Genomic DNA, 18,809 nt, shown 5'->3' on the forward strand with positions numbered 1-18,809 from the left:
GATAAGAATAGGCCGGGAGCACCGGCAGAGGATTGCGAAGATTGCTGAATTAAACATCACTTGCGCAATTTTTAACCCAGGATACATAATCCTCCGCAATAGTTACGACAAAGGACCGTTTGATGAGCAAGCTCGACCGTTACGACCTGAGTATTTTGGCGGAATTGCAGCGCGACGCACGCATCTCCAACCAGGAGCTGGCCGAGCGCATCGGCCTGTCCCCTTCACCGTGCTCGCGGCGGGTCAAGCAACTGGAAGACGACGGCTATATTTCCCGCCAGGTCGCCCTGCTCGACCGCAAGATGCTCGGCCTGAGCCTGACGGCCTATGTGCTGATCGGCATGGACCGTCACACGCCGGAGCGTTTCGAGAATTTCGAAGCGGCCATCCGCACCCTGCCTCAAGTGCTTGAATGCAGCCTGGTGACCGGGATGGATGCCGACTATCAACTCAAGGTCGTGGTGCCGGACATGGATCACTACCAGAAACTGCTGCTGGGGCATCTGACGCGGATTGAAGGGGTGACCAGTGTGCGTTCGAGCTTTGTGCTGAATCAGGTTTTGAACAGCACCGAACTGCCTTTGACTCATCTGCGTAGCTGAAGACGCCATCGCGAGCAAGCTCGCTCCCACAGGGATCTCACATGCGCTGGAGATTCATTGTGGGAGCGAGCTTGCTCCGGGCGGCGATCCGACGATGGGGCCGGCACAGGCGACGAATGACTGCGACACACCGACGCAGGTCAATACAGCGCGAACCCGCGCAGGCGTATACTCCCCGCGCCCTTTTAGCCACGCCCGCGCTGGAGATGTTCGATGGATCCTGCCGTTTTCGAAGAGTGGATGATGACCGGCCTGGTCAGCATCCTGATCATTTTCATGGGTTTCATCGTCTGGGATCTGGCGAAGAAGTCCAAGGCCGGGCGCTTCGGCTCATTCATTCTTTTCTTCGTGCTGGGCCTTGGTGTGGCGGCGTTCGTGATCAAGAGCGTGGTGATCGGCCTGATCGAATCCGGCACTTTATAAGCGCGCCGGCACTTCTTTCCACTGGCCCTGATCGAGCCCTTCGATCGTCCAGTCACCGATTCTGACCCGTACCAGGCGCAACGTCGGCAAACCCACCGCAGCGGTCATGCGCCGCACCTGGCGGTTGCGCCCTTCGCGAATCACCAACTCCAGCCAACTGGTCGGCACGCTTTTACGAAAGCGCACCGGCGGATTGCGCGGCCACAGCTCGGGTTCGTCCAGTTGCCGCGCCTCGGCGGGCAAGGTCATGCCGTCATTCAATTCCACGCCGTCACGCAAGCGCTGCAATTGCTCGGCGCTCGGTTCGCCCTCGACCTGCACCCAATAGGTCTTGGCCAGTTTGTGTTTCGGATCGGCGATCCGCGCCTGAAGCTGACCGTCGTTGGTCAGCAGCAACAAGCCTTCGCTGTCGCGGTCCAGTCGTCCGGCCGGATAGATTCCCGGTACATCGATGTAATCCTTGAGCGTCGCGCGCCCTTCGCCATCACTGAATTGCGTCAGCACATCGAACGGTTTGTTGAACAGGATCAGTTTCGGCTCGGCCGGCGGTGCCTTGGCGACACGGCGCGGGGCTGAAGGAGAGGGCTTCGCGCCAGGGCGGCGGGAAATGGGGTGTTGAGGACGGGACATGGCGAAGTGAACATCTAACGATCAGGGCTGCTAATGCTAGTGCCCCGACCGCCAAATGACCACGACAACCGTTAGCGGAACGGTGGCTCGTCGAAGCTGCGCAGTTTGCGCGAGTGCAATGAGTTGAGCTCGGTACGCAACAGATCCACCGCCTCGATACCGATCTTCAAGTGCTGGCTGACCGCACGCTCATAGAAGGCGTTGGCCGATCCCGGCAACTTGATTTCGCTGTGCAGCGGCTTGTCCGAGACGCACAGCAACGTGCCGTACGGCACTCGCAAACGATAACCTTGCGCTGCGATGGTGCCGCTTTCCATGTCCACCGCCACGGCGCGGGACAGGTTGATCAGCGGCCGCTCCTGCGCCCAGCGCAGTTCCCAGTTACGGTCGTCGTAGGTCAGCACGGTGCCGGTACGCAGGCGTTTCTTCAGCTCGTCGCCCTTCTCGCCGGTGACGTTGGCCGCCGCTTGCTGAAGCGCAAGCTGCACTTCGGCCAACGCCGGAATCGGAATGTTCGGCGGCACCACCCGATCGAGAATGCCGTCGCGGCGCATGTAAGCGTGGGCCAGTACATAGTCACCAATCGTCTGCGACTGGCGCAGGCCGCCGCAGTGGCCGATCATCAGCCAGCAATGCGGGCGCAGCACGGCCAAGTGGTCGGTGATGTTCTTGGCGTTGGACGGGCCGACACCGATGTTGACCAGGGTCACGCCGTGGCCATCACTGGCGATCAGGTGGTAGGCCGGCATCTGGTAGCGGTGCCAGACCACCCCGGCGGCAATCACCGAGGCTTCGCCGTGATCCATGCTCTTTTCGATGATCACGTTGCCCGGCAGCACCATGCGCACAAAACGCGGATCGCTGCGCAACTGCTCCAGACCATGGACGATGAACTGGTCGACATAGCGGTGGTAGTTGGTCAGCAGAATCCACGGCTGCACATGCCGCCAGTCGCTGCCGGTGTAATGCACCAGCCGGCGCAGGGAGAAATCCACCCGTGCGGCATCGAACAGGGCCAGTGGCAGCGGATCGGTGTTTTCCCAGTCGTACAAACCGTCGGCAATGCCATCGGTCGCGGCCGACAGGTCAGTACTCGGGAACACCCGCGCCAGCACGGCTGCGGTGACGCCGGAACCCGCCAGCTCATCGCCCTGCTCGACCACATACGGATAAGGAATGTTCTGCTGGCTGACACCGACTTCCACGGTCACGGTGAAGTCGTGCATCAGCGGAACCAGCTGTTCCAGCAGGTATTTACGGAAAGCCGATGGATGGGTGACGGTGACGCTGTAGGTGCCCGGCAACTGGACCTTGGCGTAGGCACGGGTGGTCTGCGGGACTTCGCCCTGGCAGAGGTAGGTCAGGCGCAATTCGGGATAGCGAAACATCGAGCGCTGTTCGGCATCGGGCTCGACGCGATCCTTGAGGTAACGCTTGAGCGCCTGGCTCAGCGCGGTGGTTGCACGATTGTGCAAGAGTGCAAGCCGATCCACGGCTTGCTCGGCGGTTTGAACGACAATAAAAGCTTCGGTCACGATCAGCATCCTGTGTTCTGACTTGCAGACCTTCATCTTGCCTGCATCGTCGCTTCACGGGAACAGCCAAAAAAGATCGCAGCCTGCGGCAGCTCCTACAAGGGCTCGTCGTGCACCCGTAGGAGCTGCCGCAGGCTGCGATCTTCTAACCAATCAGAATCCTTGTGGAGTCGAGCGGGCGACAATGGCTTCCACGTCCAGGCCTCGTGGCAACGCGCCGTAGACTCGCCCGCCACCCTCCAGACGACTGGCGATGAAGGCATCACTGACCACCGCATTCCCGGCTTCCAGCAACAATTTGGCCTGCAGCCCCAGCGCAATGTCCTCGGTCAACTGCCGGGCGCGGTACTGAATGTCGCTGGAGTCCTTGAATGCCGCCTGCAATTGATGGATGTGCGCAGCCAGGCGCTTGTCGCCATGGCCATCGCCCAACTCACTGAACAGCGCGTCGAGCACACCCGGTTCTTTCGACAGGGCACGCAGCACGTCGAGACATTGCACGTTGCCGGAGCCTTCCCACGTCGAATTCACTGGCGCCTCGCGGTAAAGCCGCGGCAGGATGCTCTCTTCGACATAACCCGCGCCGCCCATGCATTCGGCGGCTTCGTTGATCATGGCCGGCGCCCGCTTGCAGATCCAGTACTTGCCCACTGCCGTCACCAGTCGGGCGAATTTGGCTTCCTGTGAATCATCCAGATGATCCAGCGCGCGGCCCATGCGCAGGCTCAAGGCCAGGGCGGCTTCGCTTTCCAGCGCCAGATCCGCCAACACGTTCTGCATCAACGGCTGTTCGCTGAGCAGTTTGCCGCCAACCGAACGGTGAGCGCAGTGATGGCTGGCCTGAGTCAGCGCCTGACGCATCAGTGAACTGGACCCGACCATGCAATCGAAGCGGGTCATGGCGACCATCTCGATGATCGTTGGAACACCCCGGCCCTCTTCACCGACCATCCACGCCAGCGCACCACGGAACTCCACTTCGCTGGAGGCGTTGGAGCAGTTGCCGAGCTTGTTCTTCAGGCGCTGGATGTAGAACTGATTGCGTGTGTCGTCCGGGCGGTGACGCGGCAACAGGAAACAGGTCAGGCCCTTGTCGGTCTGCGCCAGTGTCAGGAACGCGTCGCACATCGGCGCCGAGCAAAACCACTTGTGCCCCACCAGTTCATAGGCCTGGCCCGGACCGCTGGCACCGACCGGATACGCCTTGGTGGTATTGGCCCGCACATCGGTGCCGCCCTGCTTCTCGGTCATGGCCATGCCGATGGTGACCCCGGCCTTGTGGGCCATGCCGACGTTGCGCGGATCGTATTCGGTGGCGAGGATTTTCGGCAGCCATTTTTCAGCCAGGTCCGGTTGTAGACGCATGGCCGGAACGCTGGCGAAGGTCATGGTCAACGGGCAGCCACTGCCGGCTTCGGCCTGGCTGTGCAGATACGWCATCGAAGCTCGGGCGACATGGGCGCCGTCCTGCGGGTGCGCCCAGGGCAGCGAGGTCAAGCCGTGCTCGACCGCCGCACGCATCAATTGGTGATAGGCCGGATGAAATTCCACCAGATCGATACGATGACCAAACCGGTCATGGCTGTTGAACACCGGCTTGTTCTGATTGGCCAGGAACCCGGCTTCCATCAACGGGCCACCGGCCAGTGCGCCGTAGGCATCGATCCGCGATTCGGCCCAACCGGCCCCGAACCGCCGCGACCATTCCTGCAACGGCAAATCGATGCGGTACAGGTTGGCGCCATCCAGTGACGGTGGCTGGTTGGTGACTTCGTGGGTTTCGGCGAACTGATGCAGGTTCATGACAGGGCTCCTTTGGTCGGCCAAGGGACTTCAGTTAAGCACCACCCCTCGGCCGAACAAAGTGTCATATACGCCTAACTGTCGGCGCTTTCGCCCTGTTGCGAGCAGAGCACACGGCGGTAGAGCGCGGCCTGCAAGTCTTCGAATTTCACCGGTTTGCTCAAGTGATCAATCACCGCACCGGTCGGGCAGCGCTCACGGTCACCGCCCAGGGCAATCACGAACAGCGGCAGTTCGGCATAACCCGGCAAAGCGCGGATCTGGCAGCACGCCGACTCACCGCCCTGCAGCGGCAACTGAGAATCGACCAGCACCGCATCAAACCCTTCGCGCTGCAAGAGATCGAGCGCGACGTCGGCGCTGTCGGCCGTACGCACGCGGAACCCCAGCTTGAGCAACATGCCGCGCATCACCAACTGACTGATRCTGTTGTCATCCACCAACAGCACGGCACAATCCTGAGGCAAGCGCAGGCGCGGAAAATCCCGGGACATCAACGGCGTCACCGGGCGTTCGGCCACCGCCAGTCCGACTTCCACATCAAGCTGAAACCGGCTGCCGCGTCCTGGCTCGGTGCGATGCGTCAGGCGTCCACCGAGCAATTCGACCAACTGTCGGCAAATCGCCAGGCCAACACCCAGGCCACCATATTCACGGGTCATCGAGGCATCGAGCTGGAAGAACCGTTGATACATCTTGGCCTCCCCCAAATCAGTGAAGCCAATGCCCGTATCGATCACCGCAAAGGTCAACGCCAGCCGGTCGGGCTCAATGGCCTTGCCGGTCACCCGCAGGGCCAGGCCGCCGATCCTGGTGAACTTGATGGCATTATCCAGCAGACATTCCAGGCACTGCGCGATCTTGACGTTGTCGCCGTGCAAGCGATCCGGCACACCTGGCGCGATATCGACCTTGAAGTCCAGCGATTTGCTTGATGCGTTGCCCTCGAACTGCATGCGCAGTGCCTCGACCATGCCGCGCAAGCTGAAGATATCGGCCGAGGCCTTGAGTTTGCCGGCCTGCAGTTCGGTGAGGGTGAGGATGCCGTTGACCATACGCATCATGTCCCGCGCCGATCCCGCAGCCGTCTGCTGATACTGCTCGAGCTCCGGGTCCATTTCGACCGTCTGCATCAGCTCCAGCGAACCGATCACACCGTTCATCGGCGTGCGCAGTTCGTGGGTCAGGGTGGCAAGGAACTCGTCCTTGAGCTTGTTACTGCGAGCCAGTTGCTGGTTGAGCACTTCAAGCTTCTGGCTGGCGTCGAATAGCGTTTGCGCCTGCTGTTCGCGCATGTCGTTGATACGGTCGGCCAGCGCCAGGGACAGCAACGCCACTTCGATGGCCGAGCCGATCTGGCTGGAATACATGGTCAGGAACACGTTCGGCAGGTAGCCCAGCACCATCAGCGTATTGACGATGCCGCCGAGCAAAAACGCCGACCAGGCAATAATGAAATACCGCGCCACCCGCAGCCCCCGCAGCCAGGCAAAGATCCCGGCGGCAAAAATCACCACGGTGAACGCCAGCGCCAGCGCCGTGGCCAGGCGCAGGGCCAGGGCGTAACTGCTCATCAACGACAGTCCGACCACCAGTACACCGAAGGCAACCAGCGCCAGCAACAAGCGGTCGAGCCAGCGACTGTGGGTAGCCATTTGCAGGAAACTGCGGGCGAACTGACTGCCGAACAACCCCGCACAGCCGATGAAAAACGGCGTCGCGGCGTTGGCCCACCAAGGGTTGTCCGGCCAGAAATACTGCACGGCCGCACCGTTTACCGACAGCTGATACAAGCCGAACGAGGCGATATAGAAGATGTAGTAGAGGTAACTGGTGTCGCGCACGCTGAGGTAGATGAACAGGTTGTAGACCAGCATCCCCAGCAGCACACCGTAGATCAGCCCCAGTACGTAGAGGCGCACGGGTTGCTCTTCGAGGTAGGCGGTGCTCGACCACAGGGTTACCGGTGCCTGGATCGAGCCTTCGCTTTGCAATCGCAGGAATACGGTTTCGGCCTGGTCCGGTTTGAACGTCAGGTCGAACAAATAGTTGTTCTGACGAATCTCGCGGCTGGCGAACGGCAAGGCATCGCCGGTCTGCCTGACCCGCTGATAGTTGCCGGCCGCATCAGGCAAATAGAGATCAAGATGATCGAGGGGCGGATAGGCCAGTTCCAGCAGCCAGGTCCGTTGCGCCGCCGGATTGGCCGGACGGTAATGCAGGTCGATTTTCAGCCAGAACACCGAACGCGAGTACCCGGCGTTGAGCGTGTCCTTGTGGTGCGGCTTGAAGTTTCCGGCCGCCGCTTGCGCACGGATATCCGCAATGGTCGCCTGACCACCTGCGTCCTCATAGACCTGCAGGGTTCGGCCCAAGGGGAGGCTTTGAGTGAACTCATCGAACTCGACGGCGTTTGCCAGGAGGGGCAAACACAACAGCAACATCAGCAAATAGTGCATTGAAGCCCCAGCGTGGCCTGTCCGGTTCTGTCAGGAAGCCCCCCATTCCTTTTGAGCAGACGTAAAACCGATATTACCTGTTATTGGTTTGGATCCACTCTAGCATAGCCGTTGATAGCCATTAAACACCATTGAAATTTTTCCTACAAAGGCTCTAGGACGGGCGTTCCAGCGCCATGTATTGAGTTAGAGCTGTTGGCTTGGTCAGAAAGATCAAAAGATCGCAGCCTTCGGCTGCTCCTACGGATTTGCATCGATCCACGGTCCATGTAGGAGCTGCCGCAGGCTGCGATCTTTTGCTCGCTGCGCAATCGGCTCCGATACGTGCGCACACCGAAAAAACATGTTTGGTGGTAAGCTCGCGCACCATGAATATCTACAGCTCTCGCCCCGTTGTCCTCTGTCTCTCCGGCCACGACCCAAGTGGTGGCGCCGGCTTGCAGGCAGATATCGAAGCCCTGCTCGCTCAGGGTTGCCATGCGGCTCCGGCCGTCACCGCCCTGACCGTGCAAGACACCGTCAATGTCACTGACTTCCGCGTCCTCGACCGTGAGTGGGTACTGGCCCAGGCCAACGCCGTGCTCAACGATTCCGAAGTCGCGGCGGTCAAACTGGGCATGCTCGGTTCCCTGGAAATGGTCGATACCGTGGTCGAACTGCTTTCGGCGCACCCGCACTTGCCGGTGGTCTGCGATCCGGTGCTGCGCGCCGGCGGCGGCGGACGCCTGGGCAAGGACGAAGTCGGCTATGCCATGCGCGAACGCCTGCTGCCCTTGTCGATCATTGCGACCCCCAACCTTCCCGAAGCCCGGATCCTCGCCGAACTGCCTGAAGGCACCGCGGACGAGTGCGCTGAAAAACTCCTGCCGTTCGTCAAACACCTGCTGATCACCGGTGGCCATGGCGACGAAACCGAAATCCACAATCGCCTGTACAGCCGCGACGGCCTGCGCGAAACCTTTACCTGTCAGCGCTTGCCGGGCAGCTATCACGGTTCCGGCTGCACCCTGGCCAGTGCGCTGGCCGGTCGTCTGGCCCTGGGCGAAAACCTCGCCAGTGCCGTACAGACCGCGCTTAACTACACATGGCGCACCCTGCGTGATGCCGAGCAGCTGGGCAAAGGCCAGTTTGTGCCGCGCCGTTTGCCACTGGATTTCTGTTCGTAACTTCCATTTGTAATGCGGTGAGGCTTGTCCGATGAAACTACGTGGTCTGTACGCCATTACCGACAGTCATTTGCTGGACGGCAAGTTGCTCAAGTACGTGGAGGCGGCGCTGGAAGGTGGCGTCACCTTGCTGCAATACCGCGACAAGAGCAGCGACGAGGCCCGGCGCCTGCGTGAGGCCGAAGCCTTGCGCGAGCTGTGCGAGCGCTATAAGACCCGGTTGATCATCAACGACGACGCCGAACTGGCCGCCCGCCTGAACGTGGGCGTGCACCTGGGCCAGGCCGACGGCCCTTTGTCACCGACCCGTGCCCTGCTCGGCTCCAAAGCCATCATCGGCTCGACTTGCCACGCGCAACTCGAACTGGCCGAACAAGCGACAAAAGAAGGCGCCAGTTACGTCGCCTTCGGCCGCTTCTTCAATTCCAACACCAAGCCCGGCGCACCGACCTGCAGCCTCGACCTGCTCGACCAGGCCCGCAAGCAGTTGCACTTGCCGATCTGCGCGATCGGCGGCATCACCCTGGATAACGCCGCCCCACTGGTGGCCCATGGCGTCGATCTGCTGGCGGTGGTGCATGGCCTGTTTGGCGCCGAGAGCACGACGCAAGTGACCCGTCGTGCCCGCGCCTTCAACGAATTGTTTTCTATTTAAGTAGCTTAAAATCTGATTTGAGAGCCCGATCATGTCTCGTTCCGAAACGCTGTTTGCCAATGCCCAAAAACACATTCCCGGTGGCGTGAACTCGCCGGTTCGCGCGTTCAAGAGCGTCGGCGGCACGCCGTTGTTCTTCAAGCATGCCGAAGGCGCCTACGTCACCGACGAAGACAACAAGCGCTATGTGGATTACGTCGGTTCCTGGGGCCCGATGATCCTCGGCCACAGCCACCCGGACGTGCTGGACGCCGTGCGCAAACAGCTTGAGCACGGCTTGTCCTACGGCGCCCCGACCGAGATGGAAACGCAGATGGCCGACCTGGTCTGCTCGCTCGTGCCGTCGATGGAAATGGTGCGCATGGTCAGCTCCGGCACCGAAGCGACCATGAGCGCCATTCGCCTGGCCCGTGGCTTCACCGGCCGCGACAGCATCATCAAATTCGAAGGCTGCTACCACGGTCACTCCGACAGCCTGCTGGTCAAGGCCGGCTCCGGCGCACTGACCCAGGGTGTACCGAGTTCGGCCGGTGTACCGGCAGCGTTCGCCAAACATACCCTGACCCTGCCGTTCAACGACATCGACGCCGTTGAAAGCATGCTCGCCGAAGTCGGCCAGGATGTGGCCTGCATCATCGTCGAGCCAGTGGCTGGCAACATGAACTGCGTGCCGCCGGCACCGGGTTTCCTCGAAGGCCTGCGGACCCTGTGCGACAAGCACGGCGTGGTGCTGGTTTTCGACGAAGTGATGACCGGTTTCCGCGTCGCCCTCGGCGGTGCCCAGGCGTACTACGGCGTGACACCGGACCTGACCACCTTCGGCAAGATCATCGGTGGCGGCATGCCGGTCGGCTGCTTCGGCGGCAAGCGCGAAATCATGCAGCGCATCGCTCCGCTGGGCCCGGTCTACCAGGCCGGCACGCTGTCCGGTAACCCGCTGGCGATGGCCGCCGGCCTGACCACCCTGCGCCTGATCAGCCGCCCGGGCTTCCATGCCGAGCTGACCGACTACACCACTCGCCTGCTCGACGGCCTGCAACAGCGCGCCGATGCGGCCGGCATTCCGTTCGTGACCACCCAGGCCGGCGGCATGTTCGGCCTGTATTTCAGCGGCGCCGACGACATCGTCACCTTCGATGACGTCATGGCCAGCGATGCTGCCCTGTTCGGTCGCTTCTTCCATCTGATGCTGGAAGGGGGCGTCTACCTGGCACCGAGCGCCTTCGAAGCCGGTTTCACTTCGATCGCTCATGGGGAAGCCGAGCTGAAACTGACCCTGGACGCCGCCGAGCGCGCCTTCGCTGCCTTGAAATAACGCTGTGGCGCTGACGTTGGCCATTGCCGGCGTCAGCTTTCACCTACACGCCCGCCTGTATTCCTACAGTTTCAGCAAAAATCCCTCGCAAAACGGGTGATATATTTCCCGCGCAGCAGAAAAACGAGTAAAGACTTTGTAAGGTTGCCCCTGCTTATTTCATAATGCGCGCTTATTGGATCCCTCGATGGGTCCGCGCGCCCTTCAGAGGTAAGTCGATTCCCATGAACCGCACCGGCCGCACCCTTGCACTGGGCTGCCTGTTGCTTCTTCAGCCCCTGCTCGCGCACGCACAAGCAGGCGGCAACTCGTTGTTAATCCCAGCGATGGGTCGCTGCACCCTCAATACCCAGCCGCAAGACCTGGAACAGGCGCTCGCCGCCTGCCAGAAAGCGTCGGATGAAGGGGATGCACAAGCGCAATACGAGTTGGGTGAGTTCTACTACGAAGGCAAAAACGCGCCGCGCGACCTCAATCAAGCCCTGAGCTATTTCGAAAAAGCCTCGCTGCAAGGCCACGCCCAGGCACAATTCAAGCTCGGTACCATGTTCTTCCACGGCGAAGGCGTGCCGGCCAATAACGTTCAGGCGTACATCCTGCTGAAGATGGCGGCGGTCAACGGCGCCGAAGATGCCCTGGACACCGCCGACGAAGTCACCGAAAAAATGCCCCGCGAAGAACTCGAAGTCGCCACCCAGGTGCTCGGGCAAATTTTCCGTAAATATTTGATGGAGTTGCAGAGCGCTGACGGGCGTACGCCTTTCGCACCTCTTCCCTGACTTCTTTATTGATCTGACTGGCCCCATCGCGAGCAAGCTCGCTCCCACAGTCGATCTCCAGCGTTTGGAAGATCSAMTGTGGGAGCGAGCTTGCTCGCGATGGGGGCAACTCGATCTTGAGATTTACTTCTCAGGCATCGGCATCGGAAACGGCATGACATTGCCAACCGCGCCACGGGCTTCGCTGATTTTCGGTGTCCCCAGACGCTCGACTTCGTCGATACGCACGATCGAATGCATCGGCACAAAGCTGCGCACCACGCCTTCGAACTGAGCCTTGAGCTTTTCTTCGCTCGGATCAACAACCACTTGCGTGCGCTCGCCAAAGACGAACTCTTCCACTTCCAGAAAGCCCCACAGATCACTTTGATAGATCTGCTTGGCGTACATTTCGAACACCTGGCCCTGGTTGAGGAAAATCACCTTGTAGATTGGAGCTTCACGTTTAGTCATGGTGGGCGGGTAACACATCGGGGTAAAAATGAGGGCGCGAACTATAGCACAGCCGCCGGACGCACAACGGTAGGAACCATGGGACATGTCCCCTATAATGCGCGGTTCTTTGAATCAGGTGATGACTCTTTCCATGGCCAAGAAGCTTTACATCGAAACCCACGGTTGCCAGATGAACGAGTACGACAGCTCGCGCATGGTCGATCTGCTGGGCGAACATCAGGCCCTGGAAGTCACCGCCCGCGCTGAAGACGCCGACGTGATCCTGCTCAACACCTGCTCGATCCGCGAACGTGCACAGGACCGTGTCTATTCCCAGCTCGGTCGCTGGCGCGAACTGAAGCTGGCCAACCCGGACATGGTGATCGCCGTCGGCGGTTGCGTGGCCAGCCAGGAAGGCGCGGCCATCCGCGATCGCGCGCCGTACGTCGACGTGGTCTTCGGCCCGCAGACCCTGCACCGCCTGCCGGAAATGATCGACGCCGCGCGCATCAGCAAGCTGCCGCAAGTCGACGTCTCGTTCCCGGAAATCGAAAAATTCGACCATCTGCCCGAACCGCGCATCGACGGCCCGAGCGCTTACGTGTCGGTGATGGAAGGCTGCAGCAAATATTGCACGTTCTGCGTGGTGCCCTACACCCGCGGTGAAGAGGTCAGCCGGCCGTTCGACGACGTGATTGCCGAGATCATCCACCTGGCCGAAAACGGCGTGCGTGAAGTGACGCTGTTGGGGCAGAACGTCAACGGCTATCGCGGCCTGACCCATGACGGGCGCCTGGCGGATCTGGCCGAGCTGATCCGTGTGGTCGCCGCGGTCGACGGCATTGAACGCATCCGTTACACCACGTCGCATCCGCTGGAATTCTCCGACAGCCTGATCCAGGCCCACGCCGACGTGCCGGAGCTGGTCAAGCACCTGCACTTGCCGGTGCAATCGGGCTCGGACCGCATCCTCGCTGCGATGAAACGCAATCACACCGCGCTGGAATACAAATCCAAACTGCGCAAACTGCGCGCCGCCGTGCCGGGGATCTGCATCAGTTCGGACTTCATCGTCGGCTTCCCGGGCGAAACCGAGAAAGATTTCGAGCAAACCATGAAGCTGATTGCCGACGTCGGCTTCGACTTTTCCTACTCGTTCGTCTACAGCCAGCGCCCGGGCACACCGGCCGCCGATCTGGCCGACGACACGCCGCAAGAGCTGAAAAAAGAGCGGCTGAATGCCCTGCAGCATCGCCTGAACCAGCAAGGTTTCGAGATCAGCCGACAAATGGTCGGTTCGATCCAGCGGATCCTGGTAACCGATTACTCGAAAAAAGACCCGGGCGAGCTGCAAGGCCGGACCGAGAATAACCGGATCGTCAACTTTCGCTGCGACAATCCGACCCTGATCGGCCAGTTCGCGGACGTGCACATCGATGCCGCGCAGCCGCATTCGCTGCGGGGGTCGCTGGTGTAGGAGCGAGCTTGCTCCGGGCGGCGTTCCGACGATGGTCGTCAACGATGACGCGTGCATCCTGAATGAACGAGGGGCATTCAAGCCCTTCGCGAGCAAGCTCGCTCCTACAGAGTCCGCGCCAGAGGCAGGAATCGGCTTGCCTCATTTAAGAGCTTTCGCGCCCACGCCACTGGCGCTATCCTTGATTCATCACTATTGCCCCAGGGCGGCTAAATACGACCTTGAACGCACCCATAGAACCACATCGTTTCATCCTCGAGCCTTTTGAAGCTCGTCGCTTCGCCAATCTGTGCGGGCAATTCGACGAGCATTTGCGCTTGATCGAACAGCGCCTGACCATCGAGATCCGCAATCGCGGAAACCAGTTCGAGCTGATCGGCGAACCCAAACACACCACCTCCGCGGAAAACCTCCTGCGCCGCCTGTATCGGGAAACCAAGGGTACCGAGCTGTCGCCGGACATGGTGCACCTGTTCCTGCAGGAATCGGCCGTCGAGCAGCTGGACAACCACTCTCCCGCCGAACCGTCCGTGGCCCTGCGCACCAAGAAAGGCATGATTCGCCCCCGCGGCTTGAATCAGCTGCGCTACGTGAAGGAAATCCTCGGTAACGATATCAACTTCGGCATCGGCCCGGCCGGTACCGGCAAGACCTACCTGGCTGTGGCCTGCGCGGTGGATGCACTGGAGCGCGAGCAGATTCGCCGCATCCTGCTGGTTCGTCCGGCGGTCGAAGCGGGTGAAAAACTCGGCTTCCTGCCCGGCGACCTGTCGCAAAAAATCGACCCGTACCTGCGTCCGCTCTACGACGCACTCTACGAAATGCTCGGCTTCGAATACGTCGCCAAGCTGATCGAGCGCCAGGTGATCGAAGTCGCGCCGCTGGCCTACATGCGCGGCCGTACGCTGAACAACAGCTTCATCATCCTCGACGAAAGCCAGAACACCACGGTCGAGCAAATGAAGATGTTCCTGACCCGGATCGGCTTCGGCTCCACGGCCGTCATCACCGGTGACATCACCCAGGTCGACCTGCCTCGCGGCACCAAGTCCGGGCTGCACCACGTGATCGAAGTGTTGAAAGACGTGCCGGGCATCAGCTTCACGCACTTCCAGCCCAAGGACGTCGTGCGTCATCCGCTGGTACAGCGCATTGTCGAAGCCTATGAGCGCTTCGAAACCAAAGCGGCCGATGATGCAGCCGCCAAGGATAGCCGCCGCGATGCTTGAGCTTGACCTGCAAATCGCCACCCAAGCCCCCGCCCCCAGCGAAGCCGAATTCCGCCAGTGGTGCGAACTGGCTTTGCGCCAGCGCACCGCCGATTCGGAGATGACTATTCGCCTGGTCGACGAAGCCGAAGGCCGCGAGCTGAACCACACCTGGCGGCAAAAGGATTACGCAACTAACGTCTTGTCATTCCCGGCCGATGTGCCGGATGAGTTCCTCGACATCCCGCTGCTGGGCGATCTGGTGATCTGCGTGGCCGTGGTCGAGCGCGAAGCTGCTGAACAGGGCAAGGAGCTCAAGGCTCATTGGGCACACCTGGTGATTCACGGCTGCTTGCATCTGCTCGGTTACGACCATATTGATGACGACGAAGCCGAAGAGATGGAAGCACTGGAACGAACGTTGCTTGCAGAACTGGGCTTTCCCGATCCGTACGCGGACGACGAAACCGATTCATCCCCTACCGAAACAACAAAGGATTCAGAGTAATCGCTATGAGCGAAGATCGATCGAGCAACGGGCAGAAGTCATGGCTGGGTAAGCTCACCCAGGCTTTTGCCCACGAGCCGAAAAACCGCCAGGAGCTGCTGGAGCTGCTGCGCGATGCACACCAGAACAAACTGCTGGACAGCGAAGCGCTGGCCATCGTCGAAGGTGCGATCCAGGTGGCTGATTTGCAGGTTCGGGACATCATGGTCCCGCGCTCGCAAATGGTCAGCATCAAGGCGACCCAGACACCCCGCGAGTTCCTGCCCGCCGTGGTCGACTCGGCCCACTCCCGCTACCCGGTGATCGGCGAAAGCCACGATGACGTGATGGGCGTGTTGCTGGCCAAGGACTTGCTGCCGTTGATCCTCAAGGAGAACGGCGACAGCTTCAACATCAAGGACCTGCTGCGTCCGGCCACCTTCGTGCCGGAATCCAAGCGCCTTAACGTGCTGCTGCGCGAATTCCGCGCCAACCACAATCACATGGCCATCGTCATCGACGAGTACGGCGGCGTGGCCGGTTTGGTGACCATCGAGGACGTGCTGGAGCAAATCGTCGGCGACATCGAAGACGAACACGACGTCGAAGAAGACAGCTACATCAAGCCGCTGCCCAGCGGTGATTTCCTGATCAAGGCCCTGACACCGATCGAGAACTTCAACGAATTTTTCGACAGCGAGTTCTCCGACGATGAGTTCGACACCGTTGGCGGCCTGGTGATGAGCGCGTTCGGGCATTTGCCAAAACGTAACGAAATCACTGAAATCGGCCCGTACCGCTTCCGCATCCTGAACGCCGACAGCCGTCGGATTCACTTGCTTCGCCTGACGCCCATTGCTCGCTAAGGATTGAAATGCGCTGGACAACCCGCCCCGGCTGGCCCGGTAACCTGCTGGCCGTGGCGGCCGGTGCAATCACCACCCTGGCCCTGGCGCCGTTCGATATCTGGCCACTGGCACTGCTCGCCGTCGGCCTGTTCTATGCCGGTTTGCGCGAACTGAGCCCACGCCAGGCGCTGGGTCGCGGCTGGTGTTTCGGTTTCGGCCTGTTCGGTGCCGGCACCAGCTGGATCTACTACAGCATTCACCACTTCGGCGGCGCGTCAATGCTGCTGGCCGGCTTCCTGATGCTGATCTTCACAGCGGCGATTGCCTGGTTCTTTGCCCTGCCCGCCTGGATTTGGGCGCGCTGGCTGCGTCGCAATGAGGCACCGCTGGCCGACGCGCTGGCCTTCGCTGCGCTGTGGGTTGGCCAGGAAGCTTTCCGTGGTTGGTTCCTGACAGGTTTCCCGTGGCTGTATTCCGGTTACAGCCAGCTCGATGGCCCGCTGGCCGGGCTTGCTCCCATCGGCGGGATGTGGCTGATTTCCTTTACCCTGGCCCTGACAGCTGCGCTGATCTACAACGGCTTGCGCCTGGTTCGCACGGGGCGTAAAGGCTTCATCGCTGCCGGTATATTACTGCTGGTCGGCCCATGGCTGGTCGGTATGGCGCTCAAGCACCACGCCTGGACCAGCCCGTCGGGCCCGCCACTGAGCGTCGCCGCCATACAGGGCAACGTCGAACAAAGCATGAAGTGGGACCCGGCGCAGCTCAACGCGCAACTGGCGTTGTACCGCGACATGAGTTTCAGCTCCAGGCGCGCCGATCTGCTCATCTGGCCGGAAACGGCGATTCCGGTGCTCAAGGAGTCCGCCGAGGGCTACCTGAACATGATGGGCAGCTTCGCGGCCGAACGTAAATCGGCGTTCATTACCGGTGTCCCGGTGCGCATGGAAGTCCGCCACGAGAAGCGTTTCTTCAATGGCATCACCGTTACCGGTGAAGGCGACGGCACTTACCTGAAGCAAAAACTGGTGCCGTTTGGTGAATATGTCCCCTTGCAGGACATGCTGCGCGGACTGATCGCTTTCTTCGACCTGCCAATGTCGGACTTCGCTCGCGGCCCGGCTGACCAGCCGTTGCTGCAGGCCAAGGGTTATCAGATCGCGCCGTTCATCTGCTATGAAGTGGTTTATCCGGAGTTCGCCGCCAGCCTTGCCGCCCGCAGCGACCTGCTGCTGACCATCAGCAACGACACCTGGTTCGGTACCTCCATCGGCCCCCTGCAACACCTGCAGATGGCGCAAATGCGCGCACTGGAGGCCGGCCGCTGGATGATCCGCGCTACCAACAACGGCGTGTCCGGCCTGATCAACCCGTTCGGCCAGATTACCGATCAGATCCCGCAGTTCGAACGCGGCATCCTGTATGGCGAAGTGGTACCGATGCACAACCTCACGCCGTACCTGCAATGGCGTTCGTGGCCATTGCTCATTGTCTGCGTGTTGTTGTTCGGTTGGGCGCTGATTGCGAGCCGGATGGCCAAGACCGTCTAGAAAAGATCGCAGCCTGCGGCAGCTCCTACAGGGGATTGCATTCCAACTGCAGGAGCTGCCGCAGGCTGCGATCTTTTGATCTTTACCGGTAAAACAACGAATAACCGATCTGCCCCACCGCCTCGTTCATCAATTGCCCGTTCTGCCAGATCGCCTTGAACTCCGGCAGCCAGCCACCCAGTGGCCGCGCGTTGTCGCCGCCCAGAAACCCTACCGGCGCCGGCACCACCTCAAACCCGGCCTTGCGAAAACTCCAGACCGCTCGTGGCATATGCGCGGCATGAGTCACGAGCACCACACGCTTGATGCCCTGTGGCAGCAGCACCTCGGCGCTGAACTGTGCATTTTCCCAGGTCGTGCGGCTGCGCCCTTCCTGCCAACGCACGCTCACGCCAAAATCGTCGCGCAAGGAGTCAGCCATCATCTGCGCTTCGCTGGGCGGCGTGCCGTAATGCAGGCCGCCGCTGGTCAATACCGGCAGGCCGGAAGCCTTGGCCAGCCGCGCGGCAAAGCGCTGGCGTTCCAGGCCTATACCCGTGGGCTGGTCGGCGCCCCAGGCCACATCACCACGCTCGCGCCCCGAGCCGAGGACCACGATCGCGTCCGCGCGCTGCCCCAGAATTGCCCATTCATCACGGGCCAGCGGTGGCTCCCGCTCGAGCAGGCCGGCACTCCACTGCACCACCACCGGCAGGCTCATCAGCCAGAAACCACCCAGCCCCAGAGCAAAGCACACACCGGCAAGCCTTGGCCTTGAGCGGCGCAACCACCAGGCGAGCAAAAGCAGCAGCAATAGAATGCCGGGTGGCAAAAGAAGTTGTTTCACGAAATAACGAAAAGGCATCGAGCATCTCCCGGAGATGCCCGAAGCCTAAGTGGGTTCGCGCAATGCGACAATCAATACAGGAGGACTATGCTTCAAAAAACCATGGAGTACGGCTCTGTGCCCTATTTGAACTGGAAGGACCGGACCTTTACCGCGTCTCTGCCGGGAACCTTGTCCTTGAGCCAGATAATCTTGGCCGAACGTGGTACGTCGAGTTGCTTTACCGCCTCTGACAAGCATCCGTGTGTCTCACGCTCACTGCGATCCAGATACGCCTTGACCAGTGCAAACTCTGCGGGGCTCAGACCACGCAGTTCCAGTTCCAGAGGGTGTTCGTCGCGCAACCGGCCAGCGGTCCTTGCCGCATCCAGGGCCAAGGCCAAACGATCGATCAGCCTTTCGTACAGCTCCGGTTTTGTAGCTTTTTGCTGAGACTCAACCATCCCTCACCTCATTGGAAGATAAGACCTACTCCCCAGTTAGAGCTTAGCTTCCATGAACAAACCGGCTGAACGCCGCGACCAACGGCCCTCGCAGCGGTTTTTGCAGGACGTGCGGCAGCAATCAGGGTTTCCCTCGGTAGAGCGCGGTCATGTATGCTACGGCGCTTC

At 60.8% G+C, this 18,809-nt stretch carries 18 protein-coding genes; 11 read left to right on the forward strand and 7 right to left on the reverse strand.

Annotation, left to right across the window (positions count from 1 at the left end; all coding sequences use genetic code 11):
• Nucleotides 1-122 precede the first annotated feature (122 nt).
• On the forward strand, nt 123-602 hold the full coding sequence (locus AC1DVH_RS10955; protein ID WP_007937367.1) for an Lrp/AsnC family transcriptional regulator: 480 nt from the start codon (nt 123-125) through the stop codon (nt 600-602).
• A gap of 213 nt (nt 603-815) precedes the next feature.
• Entirely contained in the window at nt 816-1,025 is a 210-nt protein-coding gene (locus AC1DVH_RS10960; protein WP_007937369.1) for a DUF2788 domain-containing protein, read from the forward strand.
• Here the strand turns inward: AC1DVH_RS10960 and AC1DVH_RS10965 are convergent.
• The 4 genes from AC1DVH_RS10965 to AC1DVH_RS10980 form a co-directional block, all read right to left on the reverse strand.
• On the reverse strand, nt 1,020-1,655 hold the full coding sequence (locus tag AC1DVH_RS10965) for a pseudouridine synthase (protein WP_477753816.1): 636 nt from the start codon (nt 1,653-1,655) through the stop codon (nt 1,020-1,022). The two genes, AC1DVH_RS10960 and AC1DVH_RS10965, sit on opposite strands and share 6 nt — an antisense overlap.
• Nucleotides 1,656-1,726: 71 nt before the next feature.
• On the reverse strand, nt 1,727-3,226 hold the full coding sequence (gene amn, locus AC1DVH_RS10970) for an AMP nucleosidase (RefSeq protein ID WP_477753817.1): 1,500 nt from the start codon (nt 3,224-3,226) through the stop codon (nt 1,727-1,729).
• Between the two features lie 117 nt (nt 3,227-3,343).
• Entirely contained in the window at nt 3,344-4,993 is a 1,650-nt protein-coding gene (locus tag AC1DVH_RS10975; RefSeq protein WP_477753818.1) for an acyl-CoA dehydrogenase family protein, read from the reverse strand.
• A 74-nt stretch (nt 4,994-5,067) separates the two neighbouring features.
• On the reverse strand, nt 5,068-7,452 hold the full coding sequence (locus AC1DVH_RS10980; protein ID WP_477753819.1) for a 7TM diverse intracellular signaling domain-containing protein: 2,385 nt from the start codon (nt 7,450-7,452) through the stop codon (nt 5,068-5,070).
• Between the two features lie 368 nt (nt 7,453-7,820).
• On the opposite strand from AC1DVH_RS10980, the gene AC1DVH_RS10985 reads away from it, so the two are divergent.
• The 4 genes from AC1DVH_RS10985 (at nt 7,821) to AC1DVH_RS11000 (ending at nt 11,367) form a co-directional block, all read left to right on the forward strand.
• Nucleotides 7,821-8,618, forward strand: coding sequence for a hydroxymethylpyrimidine/phosphomethylpyrimidine kinase (locus AC1DVH_RS10985; RefSeq protein ID WP_477753820.1), 798 nt, complete (start codon nt 7,821-7,823; stop codon nt 8,616-8,618).
• 31 nt (nt 8,619-8,649) lie between these two features.
• Nucleotides 8,650-9,273, forward strand: a complete 624-nt coding sequence (thiE, locus tag AC1DVH_RS10990; RefSeq protein ID WP_477753821.1) for a thiamine phosphate synthase — start codon at nt 8,650-8,652, stop codon at nt 9,271-9,273.
• 31 nt (nt 9,274-9,304) lie between these two features.
• Nucleotides 9,305-10,588, forward strand: coding sequence for a glutamate-1-semialdehyde 2,1-aminomutase (hemL, locus tag AC1DVH_RS10995; protein WP_477753822.1), 1,284 nt, complete (start codon nt 9,305-9,307; stop codon nt 10,586-10,588).
• Nucleotides 10,589-10,812: 224 nt separating this feature from the next.
• Nucleotides 10,813-11,367 (forward strand): tetratricopeptide repeat protein, encoded by a 555-nt coding sequence (locus AC1DVH_RS11000; protein ID WP_103396533.1) that lies wholly within the window; start codon nt 10,813-10,815, stop codon nt 11,365-11,367.
• Between the two features lie 123 nt (nt 11,368-11,490).
• Here AC1DVH_RS11000 and AC1DVH_RS11005 read toward each other — a convergent pair whose 3' ends face one another.
• Nucleotides 11,491-11,820, reverse strand: coding sequence for a DUF1820 family protein (locus tag AC1DVH_RS11005; protein ID WP_003185742.1), 330 nt, complete (start codon nt 11,818-11,820; stop codon nt 11,491-11,493).
• Nucleotides 11,821-11,953: 133 nt separating this feature from the next.
• Between AC1DVH_RS11005 and miaB the strand changes: the two genes are divergently transcribed.
• The 5 genes from miaB (at nt 11,954) to lnt (ending at nt 17,372) form a co-directional block, all read left to right on the forward strand.
• Nucleotides 11,954-13,279, forward strand: a complete 1,326-nt coding sequence (miaB, locus tag AC1DVH_RS11010) for a tRNA (N6-isopentenyl adenosine(37)-C2)-methylthiotransferase MiaB (RefSeq protein WP_477753823.1) — start codon at nt 11,954-11,956, stop codon at nt 13,277-13,279.
• 221 nt (nt 13,280-13,500) lie between these two features.
• Nucleotides 13,501-14,508 carry a PhoH family protein gene (locus tag AC1DVH_RS11015; RefSeq protein WP_008022966.1) on the forward strand — a complete coding sequence of 336 codons (1,008 nt, stop codon included), beginning with the start codon at nt 13,501-13,503 and terminating at the stop codon, nt 14,506-14,508.
• Entirely contained in the window at nt 14,501-14,995 is a 495-nt protein-coding gene (gene ybeY, locus AC1DVH_RS11020; RefSeq protein ID WP_477753824.1) for an rRNA maturation RNase YbeY, read from the forward strand. The genes AC1DVH_RS11015 and ybeY overlap by 8 nt, the downstream gene beginning before the upstream one ends.
• Before the next feature lie 5 nt (nt 14,996-15,000).
• Nucleotides 15,001-15,840, forward strand: coding sequence for an HlyC/CorC family transporter (locus AC1DVH_RS11025; RefSeq protein WP_027924283.1), 840 nt, complete (start codon nt 15,001-15,003; stop codon nt 15,838-15,840).
• 8 nt (nt 15,841-15,848) lie between these two features.
• Nucleotides 15,849-17,372, forward strand: a complete 1,524-nt coding sequence (lnt, locus tag AC1DVH_RS11030) for an apolipoprotein N-acyltransferase (protein ID WP_477753825.1) — start codon at nt 15,849-15,851, stop codon at nt 17,370-17,372.
• A gap of 82 nt (nt 17,373-17,454) precedes the next feature.
• Here the strand turns inward: lnt and AC1DVH_RS11035 are convergent, their stop codons facing one another.
• The gene (locus AC1DVH_RS11035) at nt 17,455-18,216 is read right to left on the reverse strand and encodes a YdcF family protein (protein WP_477753826.1); all 762 of its coding nucleotides are present in this window, start codon (nt 18,214-18,216) and stop codon (nt 17,455-17,457) included.
• Between the two features lie 104 nt (nt 18,217-18,320).
• The gene (locus AC1DVH_RS11040; RefSeq protein ID WP_108216349.1) at nt 18,321-18,641 is read right to left on the reverse strand and encodes a hypothetical protein; all 321 of its coding nucleotides are present in this window, start codon (nt 18,639-18,641) and stop codon (nt 18,321-18,323) included.
• Nucleotides 18,642-18,809: the final 168 nt, after the last annotated feature.

Source organism: Pseudomonas sp. P4_C3, assembly GCF_056402075.1.

Excerpts from the sequence above, each read along its gene's own strand:
- AC1DVH_RS11000 (WP_103396533.1), top strand. The coding sequence starts at position 10,813 with ATGAACCGCACCGGCCGCACCCTTGCACTGGGCTGCCTGTTGCTTCTT.
- AC1DVH_RS10960 (WP_007937369.1), top strand. The coding sequence starts at position 816 with ATGGATCCTGCCGTTTTCGAAGAGTGGATGATGACCGGCCTGGTCAGC.
- AC1DVH_RS11005 (WP_003185742.1), bottom strand. The coding sequence starts at position 11,820 with ATGACTAAACGTGAAGCTCCAATCTACAAGGTGATTTTCCTCAACCAG.
- hemL (WP_477753822.1), top strand. The coding sequence starts at position 9,305 with ATGTCTCGTTCCGAAACGCTGTTTGCCAATGCCCAAAAACACATTCCC.
- AC1DVH_RS11025 (WP_027924283.1), top strand. The coding sequence starts at position 15,001 with ATGAGCGAAGATCGATCGAGCAACGGGCAGAAGTCATGGCTGGGTAAG.
- amn (WP_477753817.1), bottom strand. The coding sequence starts at position 3,226 with ATGAAGGTCTGCAAGTCAGAACACAGGATGCTGATCGTGACCGAAGCT.
- ybeY (WP_477753824.1), top strand. The coding sequence starts at position 14,501 with ATGCTTGAGCTTGACCTGCAAATCGCCACCCAAGCCCCCGCCCCCAGC.
- miaB (WP_477753823.1), top strand. The coding sequence starts at position 11,954 with ATGGCCAAGAAGCTTTACATCGAAACCCACGGTTGCCAGATGAACGAG.
- lnt (WP_477753825.1), top strand. The coding sequence starts at position 15,849 with ATGCGCTGGACAACCCGCCCCGGCTGGCCCGGTAACCTGCTGGCCGTG.
- AC1DVH_RS10955 (WP_007937367.1), top strand. The coding sequence starts at position 123 with ATGAGCAAGCTCGACCGTTACGACCTGAGTATTTTGGCGGAATTGCAG.
- AC1DVH_RS11040 (WP_108216349.1), bottom strand. The coding sequence starts at position 18,641 with ATGGTTGAGTCTCAGCAAAAAGCTACAAAACCGGAGCTGTACGAAAGG.
- AC1DVH_RS10965 (WP_477753816.1), bottom strand. The coding sequence starts at position 1,655 with ATGTCCCGTCCTCAACACCCCATTTCCCGCCGCCCTGGCGCGAAGCCC.
- thiE (WP_477753821.1), top strand. The coding sequence starts at position 8,650 with ATGAAACTACGTGGTCTGTACGCCATTACCGACAGTCATTTGCTGGAC.
- AC1DVH_RS11035 (WP_477753826.1), bottom strand. The coding sequence starts at position 18,216 with ATGCCTTTTCGTTATTTCGTGAAACAACTTCTTTTGCCACCCGGCATT.
- AC1DVH_RS10985 (WP_477753820.1), top strand. The coding sequence starts at position 7,821 with ATGAATATCTACAGCTCTCGCCCCGTTGTCCTCTGTCTCTCCGGCCAC.